Below are 24,550 nucleotides of genomic sequence, written 5' to 3' on the forward strand. Positions count from 1 at the left end.
AAGGAGGGAGATTATGCAACAATTAATTGGTTTATTACCTATAGTATTGATGTTGGGATTATTTTACATCATGGTTTTTATGCCAGAGAAGAAAAGAAGAAAAAAATATGAAGAAATGTTAACTACTTTAAAGATGAATGATGAAATAATGACTAAAGGCGGAATAATGGGCAAAATCGTTAACATACAAGATGATTACATTATTTTAGAAAGTGGTCCTGATAGAGCTAGAATTAAAATGGCAAAACAAGGTATCAGTCATGTTGTAAAAGCATCAGAAGTAGCTTTAACTAAAGAAGATTAATGAATAATTTCTCCCATCTATTCATATGTATTAAATAGATGGGGGGTATTATAAATGTTAAAAAAAATAAAATATTCTTGTATAGGGCATGGAGTGTTAAGGGCTTTTATTTTAACCATGTTTTGTTTAGTGATTTATTCACTAATCGTTAGTTTTATTTCTGTCAATGCTGTGGTAACATCGGTATTTTTTGTGGTGTTAACAACATTAAGTATTCTTTATGGTACTATATATGCTACTATGAAAGCAGGCCATAATGGATGGTTAATGGGTATTTTAGTTGCTCTTTTTTACATGTTGGCAATTTTTATAGTTGGCATAATATGCGGTAGAGAGTTTGCTTTTGGCATAAAAGAATTTGTAAGATTAGCTTTAGCACTAATTGTTGGTGCCCTTTCTGGAATGATAGCTGTAAATCTATAAAATTTATATAGATATAAATAATTAGGATGGAGGAAATCACAATATGAAACACATCAAAACAGTAAACAAATCAAATATTAAAGAAAGCTTAAAGAAGCCAGGATGCAAAGAGTGTGCTAACTCTTGTCAATCAGCATGTAAAACTTCATGCACAGTAGCTAACTTAGCTTGTGAAAACTAATATTTAGAAAAGGCAGTAACTTAGGGTTACTGCTTTATATTTAGCTAGGAGGAAAAAAATGTCACTAATTCATAAATTTGTACAAGGTAATGATTATTATGTAATAGATGTAAATTCTGGAGCAGTACATGTAGTAGATGAACTAGTTTATGATTTACTCGATGAAAATAAATTGAGAAGTAAAGAAGAGTTAATTGAAGAGTTTAAAGAAAAATATTCTATAGAAGAGATTGAAGAAGTTTACAATGAACTTAAAGAACTTGTTAGCGAAGGTATATTATATTCATTAGATTTATACGAAAATATAGCGAAAAAAAGTGGACAAGGTCCATCTTATATAAAGGCTCTTTGCTTAAATATAATTCATGATTGCAACTTAAGATGTAAGTATTGTTTTGCAGATGAAGGTGAGTATCATGGATGTAGAAAAGCAATGTCACCTGAAGTTGGGAAAAAAGCGATAGATTTTGTTATAGCAAATTCAGGAAGTAGAAAAAATATAGAGATAGATTTATTTGGCGGAGAACCACTAATGGCTTTTGGTACCATTAAAGAAATAGTTGATTATGCTAGAGAGCAAGAAAAAATCTATAATAAAAATATAAGATTTACAATGACAACTAATGCTACTTTACTAAATGATGAAAATATGAAATATTTAGATGAAAATATGGGTAACTTAGTTTTAAGTATTGATGGAAGAAAAGAAATCAACGATAAAGTAAGAATAAGAGTAGATGGTAGCGGATGCTATGATAGTATTCTACCTAAAATAAAAAAGATGGTGGATATGAGAGATAAATCTAAATCTTATTATGTAAGAGGAACTTTTACAAGAGAAAATACAGACTTCTTTGAGGATGTTAAACATATGGCTGATTTAGGCTTTGAAGAAATATCTATTGAACCTGTTGTTCTTCCAAATGAACATGAATTATCTCTAAGAAGTGAAGATCTGCCAATAATATTTGAACAATATGATAAATTATACGAGGATATGCTAAGAAGACATAAAGAGGGAAAAGGATTTAGATTTTATCATTTTAATATTGATCTTCAAGGCGGACCATGTGTTTATAAGAGAATTTCTGGCTGTGGTGCAGGTCATGAATATGTAGCTGTTACGCCAGATGGAGACATATATCCTTGTCATCAATTTGTTGGAAATGAAGATTATTTACTAGGAAATATTTATGATGGTATAAAAGATCAAAATTTAGTTCAGACTTTTAAAGATGCTCACATATATAATAAACCAACTTGTAAAAAGTGTTGGGCAAGATTCTATTGTAGTGGAGGATGTCAAGCAAATAACTTTAACTTCAATGGAGATATGCATAAACCTTATGAAGTAGGATGTGAAATGCAAAAGAAAAGAGTAGAGTGTGCCATTGCTTTAAAAACAAAACTTATGGAAGAGTAATGTAATCTTTGAAAACATTGACTATTATTTTTATAGGATATATAATTTACCTTAGGCATCCTCAAAAAAATAATTGGTCAGTATGCTAGTCTATTTTGTGCCATACTGCATCGGCGCAACCTGCTCATAGCACTACTCACAGCAGGTTATGTGTCTTTGTGTGACACAAAATGTTCGTTGCATCTTTTCCTAGTTATTTTATTTTAGACGCCTTAGAAAAGTAAAGATTAACTTAGATGGGAAAGGGGATAAACATGAAGAAAGGTAAAGGTAAAAGTAGTGCTTTATTTATTATTGCTATAGGTATAATAGCCTTTTTAGCTTATGCAGGTTACTTTGGACTAGAAGTCTTTGATTATAGAATTAAATCCTTTGGGTCCGCAATAAATAAAGGACTTGATTTACAAGGTGGTTCGTCTCTACTTATGGAAGTAAAAGCAGATAAAGTTGATTCTAGTACAGTAGACAGAACTATAGAGTTAATTTCTATGAGGGTTAATAAGCTGGGTGTTAGCGAAATAGCAGTAACCCGTGAAGGTGAAAAAAGAATAAGAATTGAAGTACCAGGTCAATTTGATACTAAGGCAGTATTAAATACTGTTGGAAAAACTGGAGAGCTAAAGTTTGTAGGCCCAGATAAAGAAGTAGTGCTTACAGGTAAAGATGTTAAAGACGCTGTAGCGCATTATGATCAAGAAGGTAAATCTGTAGTGGGACTTGAGCTTAATGATGAAGGAACTAAAAAATTTGCTGAAGCAACGGAAAAATTTGTAGGAAAACAAATTGCTATTACTATGGACGAAGAGGTGTTAACTAATCCTGTAGTTAATCAAGTTATAAGAGAAGGAAAAGCAGTTATCTCAGGAATGGCATCATTAGAAGAAGCTAAATCAATAGCAAATATAATAAAATCAGGAGCGTTACCAGTACCAGTAGAAGCAGTATCCGTTAAAACAGTAGGCCCAACTATTGGAATGGAAGCTTTAGGACTAAGCAAAAAAGCGGCAGTAGTTGGAATATTATTTGTAATGTTATTTATGATGCTTTATTATAGAGCACCAGGAGTAGTATGCTGTTTTTCACTAGTTTTATATGTGGTTTTACTTCTTATGGCTTTTGCTGTATTTAATGTTACTTTAACTTTATCAGGTATAGCAGGATTCTTACTTACGGTAGGTATGGCAGTTGATGCTAACGTACTTATATTTGAAAGAATTAAAGAAGAATTAAAAACAGGGAAATCTATTAAAACCTCAGTGGAGTCAGGATTTGATAAAGCATTTTCATCTATATTGGACTCAAATATTACAACTATAATTGCTGCTGCATCATTATATTTTGTAGGAACAGGGGCAGTTAAAGGTTTTGGACTAACATTAATGATAGGTATAATTATAAGTATATTTACAGCTCTTACTGTTACCAAGTTTTTATTAAGAAAAACTGTCGAAATGGGACTTATTAGCAAACCTTCCCATTTTGGTGTGAAGAGGGGGTAGGAGTATGATTAAGATAATAGAAAGAACAAAAGTATGGTTTACCATATCACTTTTAGTTATTTTGATTGGAATGGGGTTTACTTTATTTAAAGGGCTAAACTTCGGTATAGATTTTAAAGGTGGTACCCTAATAAACATAAATATGAACAAACAGTTTGAAAAAGAAAAAGTAAATTCAATTTTAGATAAATATGCTAAGGATAAATACTCAACGAAGATTGCAAATGAGGGAAAAGAAATTGAAATAGTAGTTCAAGCAGATGTTCTTAATGAAGAAAAGACTAATGAGTTAGTAAGTGAAATTAAAAAGGAATTTTCATTGGATGATAGTGCCATTCTAGATAAAGAAACTATAGGAGGAACAATAGGTAAAGAGTTAAAAACAAAAACTTTGTTAGCATTAATTGTAGCTAACTTAGCAATGCTTGTTTATATAGGCATGAGATTTGAATTTAATTTTGGGGCTGCTGCAATAATAGCTGTAGTTCATGATGTTCTTGTTACTATAGGGGTATATGCAATTTTAGGTATTCCTGTAAACACACCTTTTATTGCTGCAATACTTACAATTGTAGGTTACTCTATAAATGATACTATAGTTATATTTGATAGAATAAGAGAAAATTCTAAGAAGATGAGAAAAGTTAGCGTGGATGAAATTGCTAATATAAGTATTAATCAGACTTTATCAAGGTCAATAAATACATCATTAACTACATTATTCACTATAACAGCAGTTTATATATTTGTTCCAACTATAAGAGAGTTTTCATTTCCATTAATAGTTGGTATAGCGACAGGAGCTTATTCTTCAATTTTCATAGCAAGTCCTATTTGGGTTATGCTAAAAAAAAGAAAGATGTCTCCTGCTACTAAGTAGTTTTTAAGAAAGAAAATAAAGTCAGAAAGAGAATTAAGAACATTCCATTTCTGACTTTTTTAATCTATGATAATGACAAATATGAATGTTATATAGATGCATTACATTAAAAATAAGAGTATTTTAATTTATTGCATGAAAGAGGCTAAGGCGTTTTAACTAATTGAAAATTGACAGTTGATAATTAATGATTAAATTAATTTTAGACAAATTAATTTCTGTAAAGATTTAGTTAAAAAGCATAACTTTTTAGTGCTTTATAAGAAAAAAAAATTTTTATTATTATATAAAAGAAAACAATAAAATTCATAAAATAAATCAGTTGAAAAATTCTTATGCTCTGCTGAGAATTTACCATAATTGTCAATTGTTCATAGTCAATTATCAATTTTATATTGATGTGAGTTTTAAATAATGCAATTATATAAATGCATGTATTAAATTTAGTAGCAGTATATCTATAGTTATAAATATATAAGTTTAATATTTTATAGTTGAAGTTATATATTTGTAACTATAAATCTTTATAAAAATGATGAATTTTTAATTACTTTTAGTTGTAATTTATAAAAGTTTAATTTAAGTCATTTTGAAAAAATAATTAGGAACTATGTTAGCTTATTTTATATCATAATTTATAGCAATTTTCACTAATTATTTTATTTCAAGCGGTTAAAACTTTGTTTTTCATGTTTTTTTGTAAAAAGGTTTGTAATATCAAGGATTTTAAATTATAATATATTTGTTTTCTATTATTTTGGAGGAGCATATTATGGACGAACACTACATTAAAAATACCTATAATCCACTATTACTTAAAGGTATGAAGAATGCTCTAAGAAGAATAATACAAGCTATAAATGAGAGAGAAAAGATAGTTGTTTATGGTTATTATGATTTTGATAGTATTACAGCTATATCTCTTTTAATTTTAGTTTTGAGATATCTTAATGCAGATGTGGAGTATTTTCAGCCTAACGAAGCTAGAGCAAATAGAAACTTAAATGATAATGACATACAAAATTACATAAAGTACTTAGGTGCAGACCTTATAATAACTGTAGGTTCAACTATAAACTCAGAAAAGGAAATAGCGCTTTGCAAGGAGTTAAATATAGATATTATTGTCACTGATTATCATAAAACTACAAATGATATGGAAGATATAATTGTAGTTAATCCTAATCAAAAGGGATGTAACTATCCTTTTAAAAATCTCTCTGCAGTAGGGGTTGCCTATAAGTTAGCACAAACTATATCCTCTTATTATAAAATGAGTTGTATAAATAAATATATAGATTTAGTAATGCTAGGAACTATATCTAAGGGTAGTCCTGTAGTGGGAGAAAATAGCTACATAATTGAGGAAGGTTTAAAACAATTATCTTATACTAATAATTATGGTATAAGAGCATTGTTAGATGATAATAATGTTAATAATATTGAAGAATTTATTAATAGCAATTTAACTATTGATATATTTCCTAAGTCAAACTCTATGGGGCGTATAGATAATGCAAAAATAGCTATAGAACTTTTTACTACTAATGATAGCTATAGAGCAAAACAAATTTCAAAGTATTTATATAATGAGATAAAAAGGACTAATAAAATAATTAATAAAAAAGAAATACAGATGAATTTACAAATTGTATAATAAAAAATTAAATTAGGCTTAGGCAACTTAAAAGATAACTAGTCATCATAATAGTTTATTTTCCATTATTCTATGATAGGGTACTATAACTGAGTTTCGTGGATATGTTTAGTGCAAAATATCCGTCATATTTTGATTAGTTAATTTATTTAAGAGGCCTTATTGCATAAATTATAGTTTTAAATATATAATAAACTGTATGATTAAATTACTTACTATAGAGATGTTCGTACAGAATATTATAGAGGGGGAATAACGATGGATTTAAAAGATAAAATAAGAGTTATTGATGGATTCCCAAAGGAAGGTATAAGCTTTAAGGATATTACAACTTTATTACAGGATGGAGAAGCTTTAAAATTAACTATAGATAAAATTGTAGAGCACTTAAAGGATAAGAATATTGACTTAATTGTTGGTCCAGAAGCAAGAGGTTTTTTATTTGGAGTACCTGTAGCTTATGCCATGGGTATAGGATTTATACCTATTAGGAAGCCGGGAAAATTGCCATATGACACAATGAAGGTTGAATATGATTTAGAATATGGTACTGATTCATTAGAAATTCATAAGGATTCTATAAAGCCAGGACAAAGAGTTGCTATAGTTGATGACTTACTAGCAACAGGAGGAACGGTTTCAGCAGTAGCTAAGCTTGTTGAGGAAGTTGGAGGAGAAGTTGTATCACTAGACTTTGTTATTGAGCTTACTGATTTGAACGGAAGAGAAAAGATTGATAACTACGATATTATGTCTGTAGTACAATATAACATATAATAAAATACATTGTTACTGCTAAATTACACAAAGCAAATTGCATAAATATAATGGTTATTATATAATATTATTATTAGTAAAAAATAGTGGCTGGTTGTGTAACCAGCCTTTAGTTTTAGGGGTGTAATCTCAATGCTAGAGAAATTATTAGATAAGATTGAAAATAATTGTCATAATGTAGATATAGAATTGGTTACAAAGGCTTTTAATCTTTCTGTAGAGGCTCATAAAAACCAAAAAAGGGAGTCTGGTGAACCCTATATAATCCATCCAGTAGAAGTTTCATGTATATTAGCAGAGCTAGGATTAGATACATCTACTATAGTTGCTGGTCTTCTTCACGACGTAATTGAAGATACTGAATATACTTATGAGGATATATGTAATATTTTTAGTGTGGAGGTTGCAGACTTAGTTCAAGGAGTATCGAAACTTGGAAAAATTAAATATAAGACTAAAGAAGAACAACAAGCGGATAATGTTAGAAAAATGTTACTTGCTATGGCTAAAGATATTAGAGTTATATTAATTAAGCTTGCAGATAGATTACATAATATGAGAACTTTAAAATATATGCCTGAAGCTAAGCAAAGAGAAAAGGCGAAAGAAACATTAGATATTTATGCACCACTAGCACATAGATTAGGTATATCTAAAATTAAGTGGGATCTAGAAGATTTAGCACTTAGATATTTAAATCCAACTGAATATTATGATTTAGTTAAATTAATTTCAGAAAAAAGAGCAGAAAGAGAAGATCAGATTGAACATATTATATCTAAATTGAAATCTAATTTAGATATAGTTGGAATTAAATCAGAAATAGAGGGAAGACCTAAACATTTTTATAGCATTTATAGAAAAATGATTACTAAAAATAAAACTATAGATCAGATATTTGATTTAACAGCAGTTAGAATATTAGTTGATGATATAGGTAACTGCTATGCTTCATTGGGGATTGTCCATACTATGTATAAGCCTATTCCTGGTAGATTTAAAGACTATATAGCTATGCCTAAGCCTAATATGTACCAATCCATACATACTACAGTAATTGGACCTTTTGGTAAACCTGTAGAAATTCAAATTAGAACATATGATATGCATAGAACTGCTGAGTATGGTATTGCTGCTCACTGGAAGTATAAAGAAGGAGTAGAGGGCAATAACGATTCCTTAGAATCCAGACTTTCTTGGCTTAGGGAGATGCTGGAATGGCAAGGAGAAACTGCAGATGCTGAAGAGTTTATGGAAGGGTTTAAAATAGATTTATTTTCTGATGAGGTTTTTGTGTTTACACCTAAAGGAGATGTTATAAGTCTTCCACATGACTCAACACCAATAGATTTTGCTTATAGCATACATACAGATATAGGTCATAAATGTACTGGAGCTAAAGTTAATGGTAAGATAGTTCAGCTCACATATAGCTTAAAGACTGGGGAAATAGTTGAAATTATAACTTCACCTAATTCTAAAGGTCCAAGTATTGACTGGATTAATATTGCAAAGAGTAACAGGGCTAAAAGTAAAATAAAAGTTTGGTTTAAAAAGTCAAGAAGAGATGAGAGTATTGAAAAGGGTAAGGAATACCTTGAAAGAGAAGCTAAAAAACAAGGTTTTATGGTAAATGAGCTAATAAAATCATCGGCATTAGAAAAAACTCTTAAAAGATATAATTTGAAAAATTTAGAAGATTTATATGCAACTTTAGGAGTGAATGAGATTCTTCCTAATAATATTGTGAATAAGCTTAAAGAGCCGCTTATTGAATCTAAAAAAGCTTTAACTCAAGAAGAAGAGAATAAGAGCATTGAAGAAAAAATAAATAAATATAATAATAAAAATTCAAACAAAAAGCACAGTTCATCTCAAGTTCAAGTTAAAGGTGAAAGTAATCTTTTGATAAGATATGCTAAATGCTGTAATCCTGTACCGGGAGATGAGATTATAGGTTATATAACAAAAGGTAAGGGTGTTTCTGTTCATAGAAAAGATTGTAAAAATCTTATTGCACTTCAAAAAAGTGAGGATAATAAGATTGTAGAAGTAAGCTGGGGCAGTGAAAAAATTTCGGGTAGATATGTAACAGAGCTTCAAATTAAGGCTGAAGATAGATTTGGCATATTGACAGAGGCTATTAACTTGCTAAATGAAGTTAAAACTTCAATAAATTCAGTAAATGCTAAGGCTACTAGAACTGGAGAAGTAATAATAAATATTAAAATTTCTATTACAAGTGCAGAACAACTAGTAGAAATTCAAAAAAAGATAAGACGTCTTAATGGAGTTTACGATGTCTATAGAATTAAAAATTAATTGAGGAGATGGATAGGTTATGAGAGCGGTTGTTCAAAGGGTGAAGGCGTCAAGGGTTGAAGTTAAAAATAAAGTGATTGGACAAATTGATCGAGGATTGAATGTACTAATAGGCGTTAGTAAAGAAGATACAAAGGAAGATATAGAGTATATAGTTCGTAAAGTCTTAGGAATGAGAATATTTGAAGATGAAAACGATAAGATGAATTTTTCAGTAGAAGATATAGGCGGTAGTATTTTATTAATATCTCAATTTACTTTATATGGAGATTGTAGAAAAGGAAAAAGACCAGACTTTATAAAATCGCAAGGTGGAGAAATTGCAGAACAAATGTACAATGAGCTTGTTTCTGAATTTAAAAAGCAACTAGGTGAAGATAAAGTCCAAACAGGAGAATTTGGAGCAGATATGCAGGTTTATATTCAAAATGATGGGCCAGTAACATTATTACTGGAAAGTAAAAAAGATTTCTAGAGGTGAAAAATATGGTTATAAGAAGAGTTGTGGCAGGGATTTATGGCGCTAATTGCTATATAATCATGGATGAGGATACTAAGGAAGCAGTAGTCCTAGATCCTGGCGGAGATGTTGATGATATAGAAAAAGCTATAATTAGTTTAGGTGCAGAAGTTAAATATATACTTTTAACTCATGGACATCTAGACCATACTGGTGGTGTTGATGAACTTCATAACATTTTTAATAGTAAAGTGGGCATAAGTGAAAAAGATCATATTTTAATGGAAAGAGGTACTTATGTTTATGGAGCAGAAATTGCTGCTGGAATAAGTTTGTTTTTAAAGGAAAAAGACCAAATTAAATGTGGAAACTTTATAGTAGAGTGTATTGAAACCCCAGGTCATACTCCAGGTGGACTTTGCTTTAAAATAGATAATAATCTTTTCACTGGTGATACGTTATTTACTGGTTCAATAGGTAGAACAGATTTAGTTGGTGGAGATTATGAAACATTAATGGAATCTATAAAGAAAAAAATAATGATTTTACCTGAGAATACGGTAGTTTATCCTGGACATGGACCAAGTTCCACATTAGCAAAAGAAAGGCTTATGAATCCTTTTATTAAAGGATAGAGGTTTTATAAAGGATTTGATAAAATTGTATAAAGTAGACAAAGTAATTAAAGTAAAGTTAAATAATTTAGACTTTAGATATGATGTTTTTCAAATGATAAATTTATTTTATCCCTTTAGTGATATAGAATTTGTTAATGAAAATCCTCACATTGAAATTAAAGTTGATGATGAAGTAATAAATATAAAATGCAATGATAAGATAAAGATATTAAAATTAGATAAAGAATATAAAGTAAAAGAAGAGTTAAGAAAGGCAGTATTTAAAATTTTAAGTGAAGAAACAGATAAAATACTGCCTTGGGGAACTTTAGTTGGAATAAGGCCTTCTAAAAAAGCCTTAGAGCTTTTAGGAAAAGGATATAGTGAGGAAGAAATAATAAGAGACTTTCAAAATAGACATTTAACCTCAGAAGAGAAAGCTAAGTTATGTATAGATGTAGCTAAATGGGAGAGAGATATAGTAAATAAGGATGAGAAGGTAATAAGTATTTATATAGGTATGCCATTTTGTCCAACAAGATGTGCATACTGTTCTTTTACATCAAATCCAATAGGAATATGTAAAGATATAGTAAAGCCGTATTTAAAATCTCTTTATTTGGAGATAGAAGCATTAAGCACTTATATTAAAGAAAAAAATTTAAAAATAGAATGTGTTTATTTTGGAGGAGGTACACCTACTTCAGTAAATGATGAAGATTTTGAAGAAACTATGAAGCATATTTATAGTGGTTTTGTTGATGGTAGAAACATTAAGGAGTTTACTGTAGAATGCGGAAGACCAGATAGTATAACTGAAAATAAGCTTTTATCTATGAAAAAGTATGGAGTTCAAAGAATTAGTATTAACCCTCAAAGTATGAATGATAATACCTTAAAGTTAATAGGAAGAAATCATGACGTGTCTTCAGTAATTGAAAAATTTAATTTAGCAGTAGATTTAGGTTTTGATAATATTAATATGGACATGATTGTAGGGCTTCCAGGGGAAAATATACTTAATATAGAGAAAACCTGTGATGAGATATTTAAGCTAAAACCTCATAGTATTACCATACATGGAATGTCTATCAAAAGGGCGTCTAAACTTTATGAAAATATGATTATTAATAAAAGTTTTGAAATTCCAGAGCAAGATGAATTGAATGCTATGTATAAAAGGACAGTTAAGCTTTCCAAAGAACTTAATATGAAACCCTATTATATGTATAGACAAAAAAATATGGTTGGAAACATGGAAAATGTAGGATATGCACTAGAGGGTAAAGAAGGTATTTATAACATACAGATGATAGAAGAAAAACAAACTATAATAGCACTAGGTGCAGATGCAGTTTCTAAAATAGTTTTCTTAGATGAAAACAGAATTGAAAGATTTGGAAATGTTAAAGATGTAAGGGAATACATAAAAAGAATTGATGAGATGATAGAAAAAAAGATAGAGCTTTTAAACTCTATATATAAATAATAAAGGAGGGTGAATATGGATTTAAAAGCGCCAAAGGGTACTAAGGATTTATTACCAAATGAAGTTTATAAGTGGCATTATATAGAAAATTTAATGAGGAATATAGCTTCAAATTATGGTTGTAGAGAAATAAGAACTCCTATGTTTGAAAACACCGAACTTTTTAAAAGAGGTGTTGGTGAAACTACTGACATAGTTCAAAAGGAGATGTATACTTTTGAAGATAAAGGTGGTAGAAGTATTACTTTAAAACCAGAAGGTACAGCACCAACAGTTAGAGCTTTTGTAGAAAATTCATTATACAGTGATACACAACCTACAAAGATGTTTTATTTTACTCCAGCTTTTAGATATGAAAAAATGCAAAAGGGAAGACTTAGAGAACATCATCAATTTGGAGTAGAAGTTTTTGGAGCAAAAGAAGCTTCTGTAGATGCTGAAATAATAAGTATAATAATGGATGTCTATAAGCATTTTGGAATAACTGGGTTAGAACTTAACATAAATAGTTTAGGATGCCCGGAATGTAGGAAAAAGTATAATGAAGCTTTAAAGATGTTCCTAGAAGAAAAGAAAGAAGAGCTTTGTACAACTTGTAATACAAGACTAGAAAAAAATCCACTTAGAATATTAGATTGCAAAGTTGATAAATGTAAAGAAGTAGTATCAGATGCACCTATTATATTAGATTTTATCTGTGAAGAGTGTAGTGAGCATTTTAAAAGATTAAAAGATTATTTAACTGCCATGGGTATAGAATATAAAGTTAATCCTCAAGTAGTTAGGGGCCTCGATTACTATAGTAAGACAATATTTGAAGTTATGGACAATGGATTTACCCTTTGTGGTGGAGGAAGATACGACTATTTAATAAGTGAAGTTGGTGGGCCTGAGATGCCTGCAGTAGGATTTGGTATGGGAATTGAAAGATTACTTTTAACTCTTGAAGAAAAGGGAATTGAAATTTCAAAACCAAATTATATGGATGTTTACATAGGTTCTATGGGTGATGAAGGAAAATTAGAAGCAGTGAGATTAATTCATAAGTTAAGACAACAGGGATTAAAGTGTGACTGTGATCATCTTGAAAGAAGTGTTAAAGCACAAATGAAATATGCCAATAAAATAACTGCTAATTTTACAGCAATATTAGGTGAAGATGAAATCAAAAATAGAAGCTTCAGATTAAAAAACATGAGTGATGGTGCACAATTTGAAGTTAGTTTAGATAAAATAGAAGAGATAATTAATATCGTAAATAATAATTAAAATTTATGGGAGGAATGGACATGGGAGAATCACTAAACGGACTTAAAAGAACCATTATGTGCGGTGAGCTTAGAGAAGAACATATATCTAATGAAGTGACTGTAATGGGGTGGGTTCAAAGAAAAAGAAATTTAGGTGGTCTAGTTTTTATAGATTTAAGAGATAGAACTGGGCTTTTACAAGTAGTATTTGGAGAAGCAATAAATAAAGAAGCTTTTGAGAAGGCAGATCTTGCAAAGTCTGAATATTGTATTGCTGTAAGTGGAAAAATAGTAAAGAGAGAATCTCCAAACTCAAATTTGCCAACAGGGATGATAGAGCTTAAGGGAGAAAGTATTAAAATATTATCTGAGTCAGAAACACCACCAATATATATAAAAGAAGATTTAGATGCTTCAGAAAATATAAGATTAAAATATAGATATTTAGATCTTAGAAGACCTGATATGCAAAAAATATTTATGATAAGACATAAAACAACTAAGATTGTTAGAGACTATTTAGATGAAAATGGATTTCTAGAGATGGAAACTCCAATGTTAACTAAGAGTACACCAGAAGGTGCTAGAGACTATTTAGTTCCAAGTAGAAACTACCCAGGAATGTTCTATGCATTGCCACAATCACCTCAAATATTTAAGCAATTACTAATGGTATCAGGCTATGATAAGTACTTCCAAATAGTAAAATGCTTTAGAGATGAAGATTTAAGAGCAAATAGACAACCAGAATTTACACAAATAGACCTTGAAATGTCTTTTGTTGAAATGAATGATGTCATTGCACTTAATGAAGGATTAATTCAAAGAGTATTTAAAGAAATCAAAAACGTAGATGTTTCACTTCCAATAAAGAGAATGCCATATAGTGAAGCTATGGAAAAGTATGGTTCTGATAAGCCAGATTTAAGATTTGGTATGGAAATAAAGAATATTACAGAAACTGTTAAAAATACTGAATTTGCTGTGTTTAAAAATGCTATAGAAAATGGCGGATCGGTAAGAGCTATAACTGTTAAAAATTCAGCAGATATGGGAAGAAAAAAAATTGATAAACTAGGTGAATTTGTTAAAACTTATAAAGCTAAAGGACTTGCATGGATAGCTTATAAAGAAGAAGAAATAAAATCTCCAATAGCTAAATTCTTTAGTGAAGAAGAAATGAAAGCTATATTGGATAAAGCAGAAGCTAAAGTAGGAGATTTAGTACTGATAGTAGCAGATGTAGATAGTGTAGTACTACAATCTTTAGGAGCACTAAGACTTGAACTTGCAAAAGAACTTGAATTACTAAAGGATAATAAGGAATTTAACTTTGTATGGATAACGGAGTTCCCTCTTGTTGAGTACGATGAGGAAGAAGGAAGATATGTAGCTCTTCATCATCCATTTACATCACCTATGGATGAAGATATAGAACTTTTAGAAACTAATCCATCAAAGGTAAGAGCAAAAGCTTACGATATAGTTCTAAATGGAGAAGAATTAGGCGGAGGAAGCATAAGAATACATGATTCTAGTCTACAAGAAAAAATGTTTAGTCTTTTAGGATTTTCTAAGGAAAGTGCTTGGGAGAGATTTGGATTTTTATTAGAGGCATTTAAATATGGACCACCTCCACATGGTGGACTCGCTTATGGCCTTGATAGAATAGTTATGTTCTTAGCAGAAACTGATAATATTAAAGACGTAATTACTTTCCCTAAAAATCAAAATGCTTATTGCCCAATGAGCGAAGCACCAAATGTAGTTGATAAAAAACAATTAGATGAGTTGTCCTTAGCTACAAATGCAAGAAAAGAAGAGTAATTATTAACTATTTCCATGATAGTTAAGCTTAGAGGTAAAATAACAATATAAAATATTATTAAATTTAACTTAGAACTATTTGAAAAATTTAAAAATATGTTTTATAATATAGATACAAAGTAAAAAATATTTAATTTTTCTCCTGCTGTGTGCGTTGAATAGGTCTATGTTGAGCCAACATTGATACAATAGGAACTTAACTCTTCATGTGGAGTGTTGACTAGAGCACGACTCGGGTACCAGAAGCAATGAAGGAGATTTCCGCCCGTGGGAGAACGGGTTCAAATATACCTTGGAAACGGCATGGTGGGGATTAATTAATAAGAATTTAAAAGGTTGCAATTATTGCAACCTTTTTTAATAAAAATTTTTATAATTTCTTATTATTGGAGGTGTAAAAATGAGTGATGTAATTGATTTTAATGAATTAAAGAATAGAGCAAGTGATAAGGATTTAGATAAGTTCGAACAATATATTTATGGATTATATTACTCTATGGCTCAAGGTGATTTAAACATAATGGAATTTACTAAGAGTCTTAGAGAATATATGGAAAAGAATAATGTATCTGAAGAAAAGCTTATGAATATACAAAAAAAACTTATGGAAAGATATGGTTTAGATGTATCAGATTTAGAAAATCAAATGAAATCCTTTGGTGTTGATATGAATGGTTTAGGCTTAGGAAACTTAAATAAGGATTATGAAGATATAAGAAAAACTGTAAGCTTTCATGAAAAATATAAAGACAAGATAGCTCTTAGTCAAGTAACTATATATAAAATTCATAATGACTTAAACACATTAGATATCATTCTTCAGGAAGAAAAGGTAATATTAAAAAGTCCCAAGAATATAAACTTAAAAGATAATGAGTTAAATGAATTTTTATGTTCTTACAAAAAAGTCATTAAAGAAAAAAATTTAAAAATATCACTTTGCCAAAATGTTTCAGAATATGATTATTAAAGCTTATGACATGTAATATATAGAAATCCAATGCGAAAATTTTAAATATACTTTGGAAAATAAATTTTCTAAAAAAGTTTAACACCTTAAAAATTAAGAATTAATATTTAAGAATGAAGAATTAGAGATGAAATTCACATTTAGTGAATTTCTAAAACAAAATTTATTTTAAAAAACTCCAAAAGCTTTGAGGTTGGAGTTTTAACCATAATTCGTATATTTCATTCTTAATTTTTAATTCATAGAAAAGAATTTGTGTTATGTAAATTAAAATAATGTATAAATTGAATTTTCATTGTGGAGCTCTATATTAGGAATCAAATACCTATATTAAAAATTGACTAAAAAATTTAAATTAAAAAACTATGGCACTAAGTCATAGTTTTTTTAAGATTTTTTTCTTTTTTTCTTCTTTGCAGACAATGCAATTATAACTCTACTTATAGTTGATACAAACATTACTGCTACTGCTATAGATCCTGCATTAAATAGAGTTTGAATTCCTTTTGTTAAAGAAGCATTATAGTCTCCTTTAACTGCTTCAAATATGGTATAATACATACCACTACCAGGTACAAGAGGTATTAAAGCACATATTAAATATAAGGTAACGGGGTTTTTAAATACACGAGCACAAATTTCAGAATGTATGCTAAGTGATATTGTGCCGATAAATAATGCTATGACTTCAGAACTAGTAAGTGAGAGAATTTGAGTATAAAAAAACCACCCAATTCCACCGCCAAGAGATGCAAAAAATAGATCTTTACCTCTAACATTAAATAGTATTCCAAAACCTAAAGAACTCATAAAGGCATAGAAATATGCTAACATTATAATGCACCTCCTAAAATATAGAGCCATATTTTAAAGCCTATTGTTGTACCTATTGCAATACCAGCAGCTATCATTAATGCTTCTACAGAACGAGAAATACCAGATAATAAATCTCCAGCTAAGGTATCTCTTATTGCATTAGTAATTACAAGTCCTGGTACCAAAAGCATTATAGAGCCTATAATTATGGTATCTACATTAAAACTAGGATAAAAGTGTGATATTACTATAGCTACAGAAGCAGCTAATAGTCCTCCACAAACATTGGAAAAAAAGCTATTAACTTGGTATTTATTAAATAATCTAATAATTAAACTAATTACTATTCCTATAAATACAGATACTACGAAATCTCTAAGTGCTCCACCAAATAATAGTGTAAAAAAACCTGCACTGAGTCCTGACATAAATGTGGTCATTTCATCACTATATCTAGGAATTGTATCTATATACTTAAGTTCACTTCTAATATCATCCATGGAAAGTGCTTTAGTATAAACACTTCTAGATAGATCATTTACTAGGGAGACCTTTTTTAAATTAACTGTTCTATATTTTATTCTTCTAACTACTGTGATCGTTTCTGAATTTTCATTAAGTATAGATATTACTATAATTGTTGGAGTAACAAAATTTTCTACAGTTTTGATATTATAGGCTTCACAAATTTTAGAGATTGTTTCTTCTACTCTATAAGTCTCTCCACCATTCTCAAGTATTATTTTCCCTGCATCTGCAGCAATATGAACTATATTATCAGTATACATAGCTACTCCTTTCTAACCAAAAATTTCTCAGCCTTTCATATTATATATCAAATTAAATAAAATTCAATACAAAGCAGAATTGTTTGAAAATTTTAATTATAACTAATATAACCTAAATTCTTATAAAGGAGAACCTTAGGCTAAATAAGGATTAAACAGTTATTATAAATTTAAAATAATTAAAATTTAATAATTCTGTTGAAATCGGTTTTAATTAAGGAAATTTCTTTAATTAATTGTTTACTATTAATGTATTGCTAGTACTTTATAAGAAGTGACTGCATCTTTCAAATAATAAATCAACTGAAAACTTCTCTTATAAAAGATAAGTATCAATAATTCTCCATTGTCAATTCTCAATTGTATAAGTGTCATACTACATCTATAGGTATTATTTCTTAATTTTATATATTTAATAGATGTTAATTTAAAAGCTATATAATATCAAATATTTTTAATATTTGATATTATAACAAACCTTGTTAAATAAATACTATTATTGATTATTATTCAATAAAAAACTATAATTAAGTTGTAGTAGTTATTATTACAAGTTAATTATAAATAAAAGGGGCGTGGAAGGAATGAATTTAACTCATTTAGAAAAAATGGATAGAGAATTACTTGAAATGATAAACCAGGAACAACAAAGACAAGAAGAACATATTGAACTTATTGCTTCAGAAAATTTTGTCTCTAGATCAGTAATGGAAGCTGCTGGTTCAGTATTGACAAACAAATATGCAGAAGGATATCCAAATAAGAGATATTATGGTGGATGCTTTGTAGTGGACAAGGTTGAAGACTTAGCAAGAGACAGAATGAAAAAACTATTTGGTGCTGATCATGCTAACGTTCAACCACATTCAGGTTCACAAGCTAATATGGCAGTTTATTTAACTGTATTAAAACCGGGGGATACAGTTCTAGGAATGAATTTAAGCCATGGAGGACATTTAACTCATGGAAGTCCAGTAAACTTTTCAGGTTTATTATATAACTTTGTTTCTTATGGAGTTAATAGTGAAACTGAAACTATTGATTATGAAGAGTTAAGAAAATTAGCATTAGAATCTAAGCCTAAGCTAATAGTAGCTGGTGCTAGTGCTTATTCTAGAATAATAGATTTTAAGAAAATTAGAGAAATTGCTGATGAAGTAGGAGCTTACTTTATGGTAGATATGGCACATATTGCTGGTCTTGTAGCAACAGGTTTACATCCATCACCAGTACCATATGCAGACTTTGTAACTACTACTACTCATAAAACATTAAGAGGTCCTAGAGGTGGAGCGGTTTTATGTAAAGAAGAATTTGCTAAAGCATTAGATAAATCTGTATTCCCAGGAATGCAAGGTGGACCACTAATGCATATAATAGCAGCTAAAGCAGCATGTTTCAAAGAAGCAATGGAAGAAGATTTTAAAACTTATATGGAGCAGGTAGTTAAGAATGCTAAAGTGCTTAGTGATGAATTAACTAAGTATGGATTTAGAATAGTTTCTGGTGGCACTGATAACCATGTTATGCTTGTAGATTTAACTAACAAAGAATTAACTGGTAAAGATGCTGAGAAACTTCTTGATTCTATTGGAATTACAGTAAATAAAAACACTATTCCATTTGAAACTAAAAGTCCATTTATAACTAGTGGAATAAGAATAGGTACTCCAGCAGTTACAACTAGAGGTTTCAAAGAAGAAGAAATGAGAGAAGTTGCAAGACTTATAAATGAGGCTATAGACAATAGAGAAGGAGACTTAAGTTCAGTAAAAGCAAAAGTACATGAACTTTGTAAAAAATGCCCATTATATTAGTAAAGTAAGGTTATATTAATATGAATAAAAGTGAGTATATTTTAGAGTGTTTAATAGAAAATCTCAACGAAGGAATTCATATTGTAGATAACAAAGGAAAAACTATATATTATAACAATCCTATGGCAAAAATTGAGGGTTTTAAAAAAGAAGATGTCCTTGGGAAAAAAGTTTATGAATATCTAAAAGGTATGGAAGATATTTCAACTCTTATGAATGCCTTAAAAGAAAAAAAGCAATATAGAGATATTATACAACATTATTCTAGCAAAGAAGGAAAAAATATTACTTCTATAAATACTACTATTCCTGTGATTCAGAATGATAATGTTATAGGAGCAATAGAAATTGCTAGAGATATGACTCAAATTAGAAAACTAAATGAAAAGGTATGTAAGCTTGAAAATAATAGTAATAAATATGAAGAACATCATGTATTTAAAAATATTATTGGAGATAGTGTAAAGATAAGAAATGAAGTGAATAAAGCAGTTAGAGCTAGTCTTTCTAATTCTTCAGTACTTATATATGGTGAAACAGGAACGGGAAAAGAGGTTTTTGCTCAAAGCATACATTATGGTGGAATAAGAAAGGACAAACCTTTTATTCCAATAAATTGTGCAGCAATACCAAGTGCACTGTTGGAAGGAATGTTATTTGGTACAGTAAAAGGAAGTTTTACTGGTGCAGAAAATAAAAAAGGACTTTTTGAAGAGGCACATCAAGGTACAGTGCTTTTAGATGAGATCAACTCTATGGAGCCATATTTACAATCTAAACTTTTAAGAGTACTTCAAGATGGCTATATTAGACCTTTAGGAAGTAATAAAATTATTGACATTGATGTTAGGATAATAGCTACTTTAAATGAAGAACCTGAAAAGTTAATAAGTGAAGGAAAGCTAAGAAAAGATTTTTATTATAGACTTAGTGTACTAAGAATCGATATACCTCCACTAAGAGAAAGAAAAGAGGATGTTGAGTCATTAGCCTATTATTTTTTAAGTTACTATAATAAAATTCTATCTAAGAATGTAAAATCTATAGATAAGGAAGTTATAGAGAAATTTTTAGAGTACAATTGGCCTGGAAACATTCGAGAGTTAAAAAATGTTATTGAGTCTGCTATAAATATGATAGATGACAGTGAAATACTTACCAAAGAGTTTTTTGAAAACAAGATAGTTCAATATGGTGATGCTTATGATAATACATCTTACGATGGAGATATACCTCTTTCAGATTATTTAGATTCTATAGAAAGGGAAATTATTGAAAAATGTCTTAAAAAGCATTCCTATAATGTAACTAAAACTTCTAAAGAATTAAAAGTTTCTCGTCAAAGTTTGCAATATAAATTAAAAAAGTATAATTTATTAGATAAATAGTAAAGCTGAGTGCAAATATATTTGCACTCAGCTTGTTTTTTTATTAACGATACCATTAAGGCAATGTTTGCAAGAAATAACTTGTAAAAATATTTTGCATTTAATGCAAAATATTTTCAGAAAATTGAAATTATTATTGGAAAATAGATCAATTTTTAGTGTTTTACTAGTAAAATACGTTTTTTTTACTAAATAAGTTGGCACAGTAATTGCTATAGTTTAAATATAAGGATCTAGCATGAAAATTTAAAATATACTGTTAAAAATAAATTTTCTAAAAAAAGTTTAACTCTATGAAAATTAAGGATTAATAATTAACAATACAAATTTAGGATGAAATTCACCTTTAGTGAATTTCTAAAAACAAAATTTATTTTAAAAAACTCCAACGACTTTGATGGTGGAGCTTTAACCATAATTTTTCATCTTCCATTCTTAATTTTTAATTTAAGGTAAAAAATTTTGTTATGGAAATTAAAATCATATATGAGTTAAATTTTCATTAAGGAACCTTATAACGTAAGGCATCTTCAAAAAATAACTAGTCAATATGCTAGTTTATTTTGCATCATACTATGTAATTAAAGCTTGCTCATAACTGAATTATGAGAAGAACTTGCCTCCTTATTTGATACAGAATATCACTATATCTTTGATTGGTTATTTTATTTTAGAGCCTAATATTTAAATTTTGGTTATATAATTAAAAATTTTATTAATTATAGGAGGGGATTTATATATGGAAAATGTTAAGGTAATATTTTGGGGATTAGGTGCTATGGGAAGTGGAATGGCTAAGATGGCATTAGGAAAGAAAGGAATAGAAGTAGTAGGTGCAATAGATAAAGACCCAAATAAAATTGGAAAGGATTTAGGAGAATATTTAGAATTAGAGAAAAAATCTGTATCTATATCTGAAAATGAATTGGAAGTTATAAATAATGTTAAAGCAGACATAGTTATATTAGCTATAGATTCTTTTGTGAAATCCGTATTTCCAGCAATAAAAACTATTGTAAATAGTGGAAAAAATTGCATAACAATTGCAGAAGAAATGGCATATCCATACGTAATTGAGCCTGAGTTATCTTCAGAAATGGATAATTTAGCTAAAGAAAATAATGTAACAATTTTGGGAACAGGAGTAAATCCAGGTTTTGTTTTAGATTCATTAATAATAATGTTATCTGCTGGATGTAGAAGTGTAAAATCAATAAAAGCTGCAAGAATTAATGATTTGTCTCCATTTGGTGCTACAGTTATGAGAACTCAAGGTGTAGGTACAACTTTAGAACAGTTTGAAACTGGACTTGAAAATGGCTCTATAGTTGGTCACATAGGCTTTGCTCAATCCATTCCAATGGTGGCTAAGGCATTAGGACTTGAGTATGATGAAATTGTTGAGACCAGAGAGCCCATTATATCTAATACACATAGGGAAACATCATGCGTAGTGGTTGAACCAGGTATGGTTGCAGGATGTAACCATATAGCTACAGCTTATAAAGATGGAAAAGCTGTTATTACATTGGAACATCCTCAACAAATTCATCCTGAATGTGAAGCTATTGATACAGGGGATTATATTGATGTATATGGAGATGCTGATTTACATCTTTCAATTAAACCAGAAACTCCAGGTGGAATAGGAACAATGGCAATGGCCATAAATATGATTCCACAGGTTATAGCAGCTTCTTCAGGACTTAAAACGATGATAGATTTACCACTTCCACATGCTATAGAAAATAGCTTTAGTGATCAAGTTAATTATTATAGACAATAGATTTAAATAATTGAATACTGAAAATATATAAGTAAAATTAATTGAAATTTCTCATTATTTATTATTGTAAATACTTATTCATAAGTAGAATTTTTTTAAAAGGTAGTGATTTTATGATTAAGAAAGGTACCTACGTTGAGATTATTAGTGAAGTTTTATCTATAGAAGATAGATCTAAATCCATACCAGAGGATACTAAAAGTACTCCTCTTAAGATGTGGGTAAGGGGAAATGTTTTAGAAGATTGTGAGCTAGGTGAGGAAGTTAAAATAGAAACTGTTATAGGGAGAATCGTTAGTGGAGTAGTAGTAGAAGTAGAACCTTATTATAATCATGATTTTGGAAGACATGTAGAAGAAATTTCTTATATAGGAAAACAAGCAAAGAAAATATTATTTGAGCAGTAGAGTGTAAATAATGTATAGAAAAGTTTTTTATTAAAGTAGGTGATAATTGTGAATAAATATGAAGCTTTAATGGCTAGAAAAAATGAAATAATGATTGAATCTGTAGGAATAGATTTTTTAAAGTATGAGACTGGAGTTATTTCTTTTGATTATGAAGGAATGATGAGAGATATTGGATATTCTCTAAGTGACATTATGAAAATTCAAAGAGAAGTAGGGGTTGGTAATACTCCTTTACTAGAACTAAAAAATATTACTAATCTAGCAAGGAAAGTTTCTAAAAGTGGGAAAGCAGCAAGAATTTTTGTGAAAGATGAGAGTTGTAATCCATCTGGCAGTTTTAAAGACAGAAGAGCAAGTGTATCTGTCTATGATGCGAAAAAAAGAGGATATAAGGGGGTAGCATCAGCTACTTCAGGAAATTATGGTGCTGCAGTAGCTTCTCAAGCTGCAATTCATGGATTAAAGGCAATTATAGTACAGGAGTGCTACGATTCAAAAAAAATAGGACAGCCTGAAATAATAGAAAAAGGAAGAAAATGTGACTGTTTAGGAGCTGAAGTTATGCAGCTTACTGTTGGTCCTGAACTATTTTACACTTTCCTAAGCATGCTTGAAGAAACAGGATACTATAATGCTTCTTTATATTCTTCTTATGGTATTGCAGGCATTGAAACTTTAGGCTATGAAATAGCAACAGAGTGTAGAGAAAGGTTTGGAAAAGATCCTGACATGGTAGTAGCAACTCATGCTGGAGGAGGAAATGTTACAGGTACAGCTAGAGGACTTATAAAAGCTGGAGCATTATATACAAAAATAATAGGTGCATCAGCAGATTTGGAAGGTCTTCATATGGCAAGTGATAATGATTTTAATAAAAAATCTTTCACTACAGGTCATACAGGCTTTGGAATACCTTTTATGGTGTGGCCTGATAGAAGTGATGTGCCAAGAAGTGCTGCAAGACCACTTAGATATTTAGATAGATATGTAACTATATCACAGGGACAAATTTTCTATATGACGGAACTTTTAGCACAGCTTGAGGGATTAGAGAGAGGACCAGCAGGGAATACATCTTTAGCAGCAGCCTTTGTATTAGCTCAAGATATGGAGGATGATGCAATAATTGTAGTACAGGAAACAGAATATACAGGTGCAGGAAAACATATATTGCCTCAACTTACTTTTGCTAAGGATAATGGTATAGAAATTTTAATAGGAGATCCAAGTGAAGAAATTGCAGGGAAAAATCTAATTTTACCACAGCATCCTAAGGATTTAAAAATAAAAGAAAAAGATTTAAATAATTATAGAAAATCTTTGATAAAGAATACTTTGAAAAAATTAGAAAAAAATATGCTAGATATAGTGGATGTAGAATTTTTATGTAGTGAAACTAAATTATCCAAAATTCAAATGTTAGACATTTTATCTCACGAGGGAATATATATAAAATAAAAGTCTAG

The 24,550-nt window shown here is 29.5% G+C and carries 22 protein-coding genes and 1 other RNA gene; 21 read left to right on the forward strand and 2 right to left on the reverse strand.

Annotation, left to right across the window (positions count from 1 at the left end):
• The first annotated feature begins 13 nt into the window (after nt 1–13).
• From yajC to B3603_RS19740, 16 genes are all read left to right on the forward strand, one after another.
• Nucleotides 14–304, forward strand: coding sequence for a preprotein translocase subunit YajC (gene yajC, locus B3603_RS19665; RefSeq protein ID WP_291568103.1), 291 nt, complete (start codon nt 14–16; stop codon nt 302–304).
• 54 nt (nt 305–358) lie between these two features.
• The gene (locus B3603_RS19670; protein ID WP_291568104.1) at nt 359–727 is read left to right on the forward strand and encodes a TIGR04086 family membrane protein; all 369 of its coding nucleotides are present in this window, start codon (nt 359–361) and stop codon (nt 725–727) included.
• Between the two features lie 43 nt (nt 728–770).
• Nucleotides 771–908 (forward strand): six-cysteine ranthipeptide SCIFF, encoded by a 138-nt coding sequence (scfA, locus tag B3603_RS19675; RefSeq protein ID WP_010292964.1) that lies wholly within the window; start codon nt 771–773, stop codon nt 906–908.
• Nucleotides 909–966: 58 nt separating this feature from the next.
• On the forward strand, nt 967–2,331 hold the full coding sequence (scfB, locus tag B3603_RS19680; protein ID WP_291568108.1) for a thioether cross-link-forming SCIFF peptide maturase: 1,365 nt from the start codon (nt 967–969) through the stop codon (nt 2,329–2,331).
• 236 nt (nt 2,332–2,567) lie between these two features.
• On the forward strand, nt 2,568–3,830 hold the full coding sequence (gene secD, locus B3603_RS19685) for a protein translocase subunit SecD (protein ID WP_396152992.1): 1,263 nt from the start codon (nt 2,568–2,570) through the stop codon (nt 3,828–3,830).
• Nucleotides 3,831–3,834: 4 nt separating this feature from the next.
• Nucleotides 3,835–4,710: a protein translocase subunit SecF gene (secF, locus tag B3603_RS19690; protein ID WP_291568112.1), complete on the forward strand. Its 876-nt coding sequence runs from the start codon at nt 3,835–3,837 to the stop codon at nt 4,708–4,710.
• A 772-nt stretch (nt 4,711–5,482) separates the two neighbouring features.
• Nucleotides 5,483–6,367, forward strand: coding sequence for a DHH family phosphoesterase (locus B3603_RS19695; protein WP_291568115.1), 885 nt, complete (start codon nt 5,483–5,485; stop codon nt 6,365–6,367).
• A gap of 258 nt (nt 6,368–6,625) precedes the next feature.
• Nucleotides 6,626–7,144, forward strand: a complete 519-nt coding sequence (locus tag B3603_RS19700) for an adenine phosphoribosyltransferase (protein ID WP_291568116.1) — start codon at nt 6,626–6,628, stop codon at nt 7,142–7,144.
• A gap of 132 nt (nt 7,145–7,276) precedes the next feature.
• Complete coding sequence (locus B3603_RS19705) at nt 7,277–9,466, forward strand: RelA/SpoT family protein (protein ID WP_291568118.1); 2,190 nt, start codon at nt 7,277–7,279, stop codon at nt 9,464–9,466.
• A 19-nt stretch (nt 9,467–9,485) separates the two neighbouring features.
• A complete protein-coding gene (gene dtd, locus B3603_RS19710) occupies nt 9,486–9,941 on the forward strand; it encodes a D-aminoacyl-tRNA deacylase (protein ID WP_291568120.1) in 456 nt (151 codons plus the stop codon).
• A gap of 11 nt (nt 9,942–9,952) precedes the next feature.
• Nucleotides 9,953–10,561, forward strand: a complete 609-nt coding sequence (locus B3603_RS19715) for an MBL fold metallo-hydrolase (RefSeq protein WP_291568122.1) — start codon at nt 9,953–9,955, stop codon at nt 10,559–10,561.
• A 94-nt stretch (nt 10,562–10,655) separates the two neighbouring features.
• Nucleotides 10,656–12,032 (forward strand): coproporphyrinogen III oxidase, encoded by a 1,377-nt coding sequence (locus B3603_RS19720; protein WP_396153003.1) that lies wholly within the window; start codon nt 10,656–10,658, stop codon nt 12,030–12,032.
• 15 nt (nt 12,033–12,047) lie between these two features.
• Nucleotides 12,048–13,301 carry a histidine--tRNA ligase gene (gene hisS / locus B3603_RS19725; RefSeq protein WP_291568124.1) on the forward strand — a complete coding sequence of 418 codons (1,254 nt, stop codon included), beginning with the start codon at nt 12,048–12,050 and terminating at the stop codon, nt 13,299–13,301.
• A gap of 20 nt (nt 13,302–13,321) precedes the next feature.
• Nucleotides 13,322–15,109 carry an aspartate--tRNA ligase gene (aspS, locus tag B3603_RS19730; RefSeq protein ID WP_291568127.1) on the forward strand — a complete coding sequence of 596 codons (1,788 nt, stop codon included), beginning with the start codon at nt 13,322–13,324 and terminating at the stop codon, nt 15,107–15,109.
• A 136-nt stretch (nt 15,110–15,245) separates the two neighbouring features.
• Nucleotides 15,246–15,426, forward strand: a non-coding RNA gene (gene ssrS, locus B3603_RS19735) — 6S RNA.
• A gap of 83 nt (nt 15,427–15,509) precedes the next feature.
• On the forward strand, nt 15,510–16,079 hold the full coding sequence (locus B3603_RS19740; protein WP_291568129.1) for a DUF3867 domain-containing protein: 570 nt from the start codon (nt 15,510–15,512) through the stop codon (nt 16,077–16,079).
• 387 nt (nt 16,080–16,466) lie between these two features.
• On the opposite strand, the gene B3603_RS19745 is transcribed toward B3603_RS19740, so the two are convergent.
• Nucleotides 16,467–16,913: a threonine/serine exporter family protein gene (locus tag B3603_RS19745; protein WP_291568131.1), complete on the reverse strand. Its 447-nt coding sequence runs from the start codon at nt 16,911–16,913 to the stop codon at nt 16,467–16,469.
• Nucleotides 16,913–17,683, reverse strand: a complete 771-nt coding sequence (locus tag B3603_RS19750; RefSeq protein WP_291568132.1) for a threonine/serine exporter family protein — start codon at nt 17,681–17,683, stop codon at nt 16,913–16,915. The genes B3603_RS19745 and B3603_RS19750 overlap by 1 nt, the downstream gene beginning before the upstream one ends.
• A gap of 584 nt (nt 17,684–18,267) precedes the next feature.
• Between B3603_RS19750 and glyA the strand changes: the two genes are divergently transcribed.
• From glyA to ortB, 5 genes are all read left to right on the forward strand, one after another.
• Nucleotides 18,268–19,500, forward strand: a complete 1,233-nt coding sequence (gene glyA / locus B3603_RS19755) for a serine hydroxymethyltransferase (RefSeq protein WP_291568134.1) — start codon at nt 18,268–18,270, stop codon at nt 19,498–19,500.
• 20 nt (nt 19,501–19,520) lie between these two features.
• Complete coding sequence (locus B3603_RS19760) at nt 19,521–20,888, forward strand: sigma-54 interaction domain-containing protein (RefSeq protein ID WP_291568136.1); 1,368 nt, start codon at nt 19,521–19,523, stop codon at nt 20,886–20,888.
• Nucleotides 20,889–21,627: 739 nt separating this feature from the next.
• Nucleotides 21,628–22,674, forward strand: coding sequence for a 2,4-diaminopentanoate dehydrogenase (gene ord / locus B3603_RS19765; protein ID WP_291568138.1), 1,047 nt, complete (start codon nt 21,628–21,630; stop codon nt 22,672–22,674).
• A 113-nt stretch (nt 22,675–22,787) separates the two neighbouring features.
• Entirely contained in the window at nt 22,788–23,081 is a 294-nt protein-coding gene (gene ortA, locus B3603_RS19770; protein WP_291568141.1) for a 2-amino-4-oxopentanoate thiolase subunit OrtA, read from the forward strand.
• A 48-nt stretch (nt 23,082–23,129) separates the two neighbouring features.
• The gene (gene ortB, locus B3603_RS19775) at nt 23,130–24,542 is read left to right on the forward strand and encodes a 2-amino-4-oxopentanoate thiolase subunit OrtB (protein WP_291568142.1); all 1,413 of its coding nucleotides are present in this window, start codon (nt 23,130–23,132) and stop codon (nt 24,540–24,542) included.
• The last annotated feature ends 8 nt before the right edge of the window (nt 24,543–24,550 follow it).

Origin of the sequence: Clostridium sp. UBA2485, assembly GCF_002341865.1 — a bacterium.
Lineage (GTDB): Bacteria > Bacillota > Clostridia > Clostridiales > Clostridiaceae > Clostridium_J.

What these genes read in the sequence shown, in the direction of transcription:
- B3603_RS19705 (WP_291568118.1), top strand. Translation starts at nt 7,277, where the DNA reads ATGCTAGAGAAATTATTAGATAAGATTGAAAATAATTGTCATAATGTA.
- ortA (WP_291568141.1), top strand. Translation starts at nt 22,788, where the DNA reads ATGATTAAGAAAGGTACCTACGTTGAGATTATTAGTGAAGTTTTATCT.
- glyA (WP_291568134.1), top strand. Translation starts at nt 18,268, where the DNA reads ATGAATTTAACTCATTTAGAAAAAATGGATAGAGAATTACTTGAAATG.
- B3603_RS19750 (WP_291568132.1), bottom strand. Translation starts at nt 17,683, where the DNA reads ATGTATACTGATAATATAGTTCATATTGCTGCAGATGCAGGGAAAATA.
- B3603_RS19715 (WP_291568122.1), top strand. Translation starts at nt 9,953, where the DNA reads ATGGTTATAAGAAGAGTTGTGGCAGGGATTTATGGCGCTAATTGCTAT.
- hisS (WP_291568124.1), top strand. Translation starts at nt 12,048, where the DNA reads ATGGATTTAAAAGCGCCAAAGGGTACTAAGGATTTATTACCAAATGAA.
- B3603_RS19695 (WP_291568115.1), top strand. Translation starts at nt 5,483, where the DNA reads ATGGACGAACACTACATTAAAAATACCTATAATCCACTATTACTTAAA.
- B3603_RS19740 (WP_291568129.1), top strand. Translation starts at nt 15,510, where the DNA reads ATGAGTGATGTAATTGATTTTAATGAATTAAAGAATAGAGCAAGTGAT.
- scfA (WP_010292964.1), top strand. Translation starts at nt 771, where the DNA reads ATGAAACACATCAAAACAGTAAACAAATCAAATATTAAAGAAAGCTTA.
- secD (WP_396152992.1), top strand. Translation starts at nt 2,568, where the DNA reads ATGGGAAAGGGGATAAACATGAAGAAAGGTAAAGGTAAAAGTAGTGCT.
- secF (WP_291568112.1), top strand. Translation starts at nt 3,835, where the DNA reads ATGATTAAGATAATAGAAAGAACAAAAGTATGGTTTACCATATCACTT.
- B3603_RS19670 (WP_291568104.1), top strand. Translation starts at nt 359, where the DNA reads ATGTTAAAAAAAATAAAATATTCTTGTATAGGGCATGGAGTGTTAAGG.
- ord (WP_291568138.1), top strand. Translation starts at nt 21,628, where the DNA reads ATGGAAAATGTTAAGGTAATATTTTGGGGATTAGGTGCTATGGGAAGT.
- aspS (WP_291568127.1), top strand. Translation starts at nt 13,322, where the DNA reads ATGGGAGAATCACTAAACGGACTTAAAAGAACCATTATGTGCGGTGAG.
- scfB (WP_291568108.1), top strand. Translation starts at nt 967, where the DNA reads ATGTCACTAATTCATAAATTTGTACAAGGTAATGATTATTATGTAATA.
- dtd (WP_291568120.1), top strand. Translation starts at nt 9,486, where the DNA reads ATGAGAGCGGTTGTTCAAAGGGTGAAGGCGTCAAGGGTTGAAGTTAAA.
- B3603_RS19760 (WP_291568136.1), top strand. Translation starts at nt 19,521, where the DNA reads ATGAATAAAAGTGAGTATATTTTAGAGTGTTTAATAGAAAATCTCAAC.
- B3603_RS19720 (WP_396153003.1), top strand. Translation starts at nt 10,656, where the DNA reads ATGATAAATTTATTTTATCCCTTTAGTGATATAGAATTTGTTAATGAA.
- yajC (WP_291568103.1), top strand. Translation starts at nt 14, where the DNA reads ATGCAACAATTAATTGGTTTATTACCTATAGTATTGATGTTGGGATTA.
- B3603_RS19745 (WP_291568131.1), bottom strand. Translation starts at nt 16,913, where the DNA reads ATGTTAGCATATTTCTATGCCTTTATGAGTTCTTTAGGTTTTGGAATA.
- B3603_RS19700 (WP_291568116.1), top strand. Translation starts at nt 6,626, where the DNA reads ATGGATTTAAAAGATAAAATAAGAGTTATTGATGGATTCCCAAAGGAA.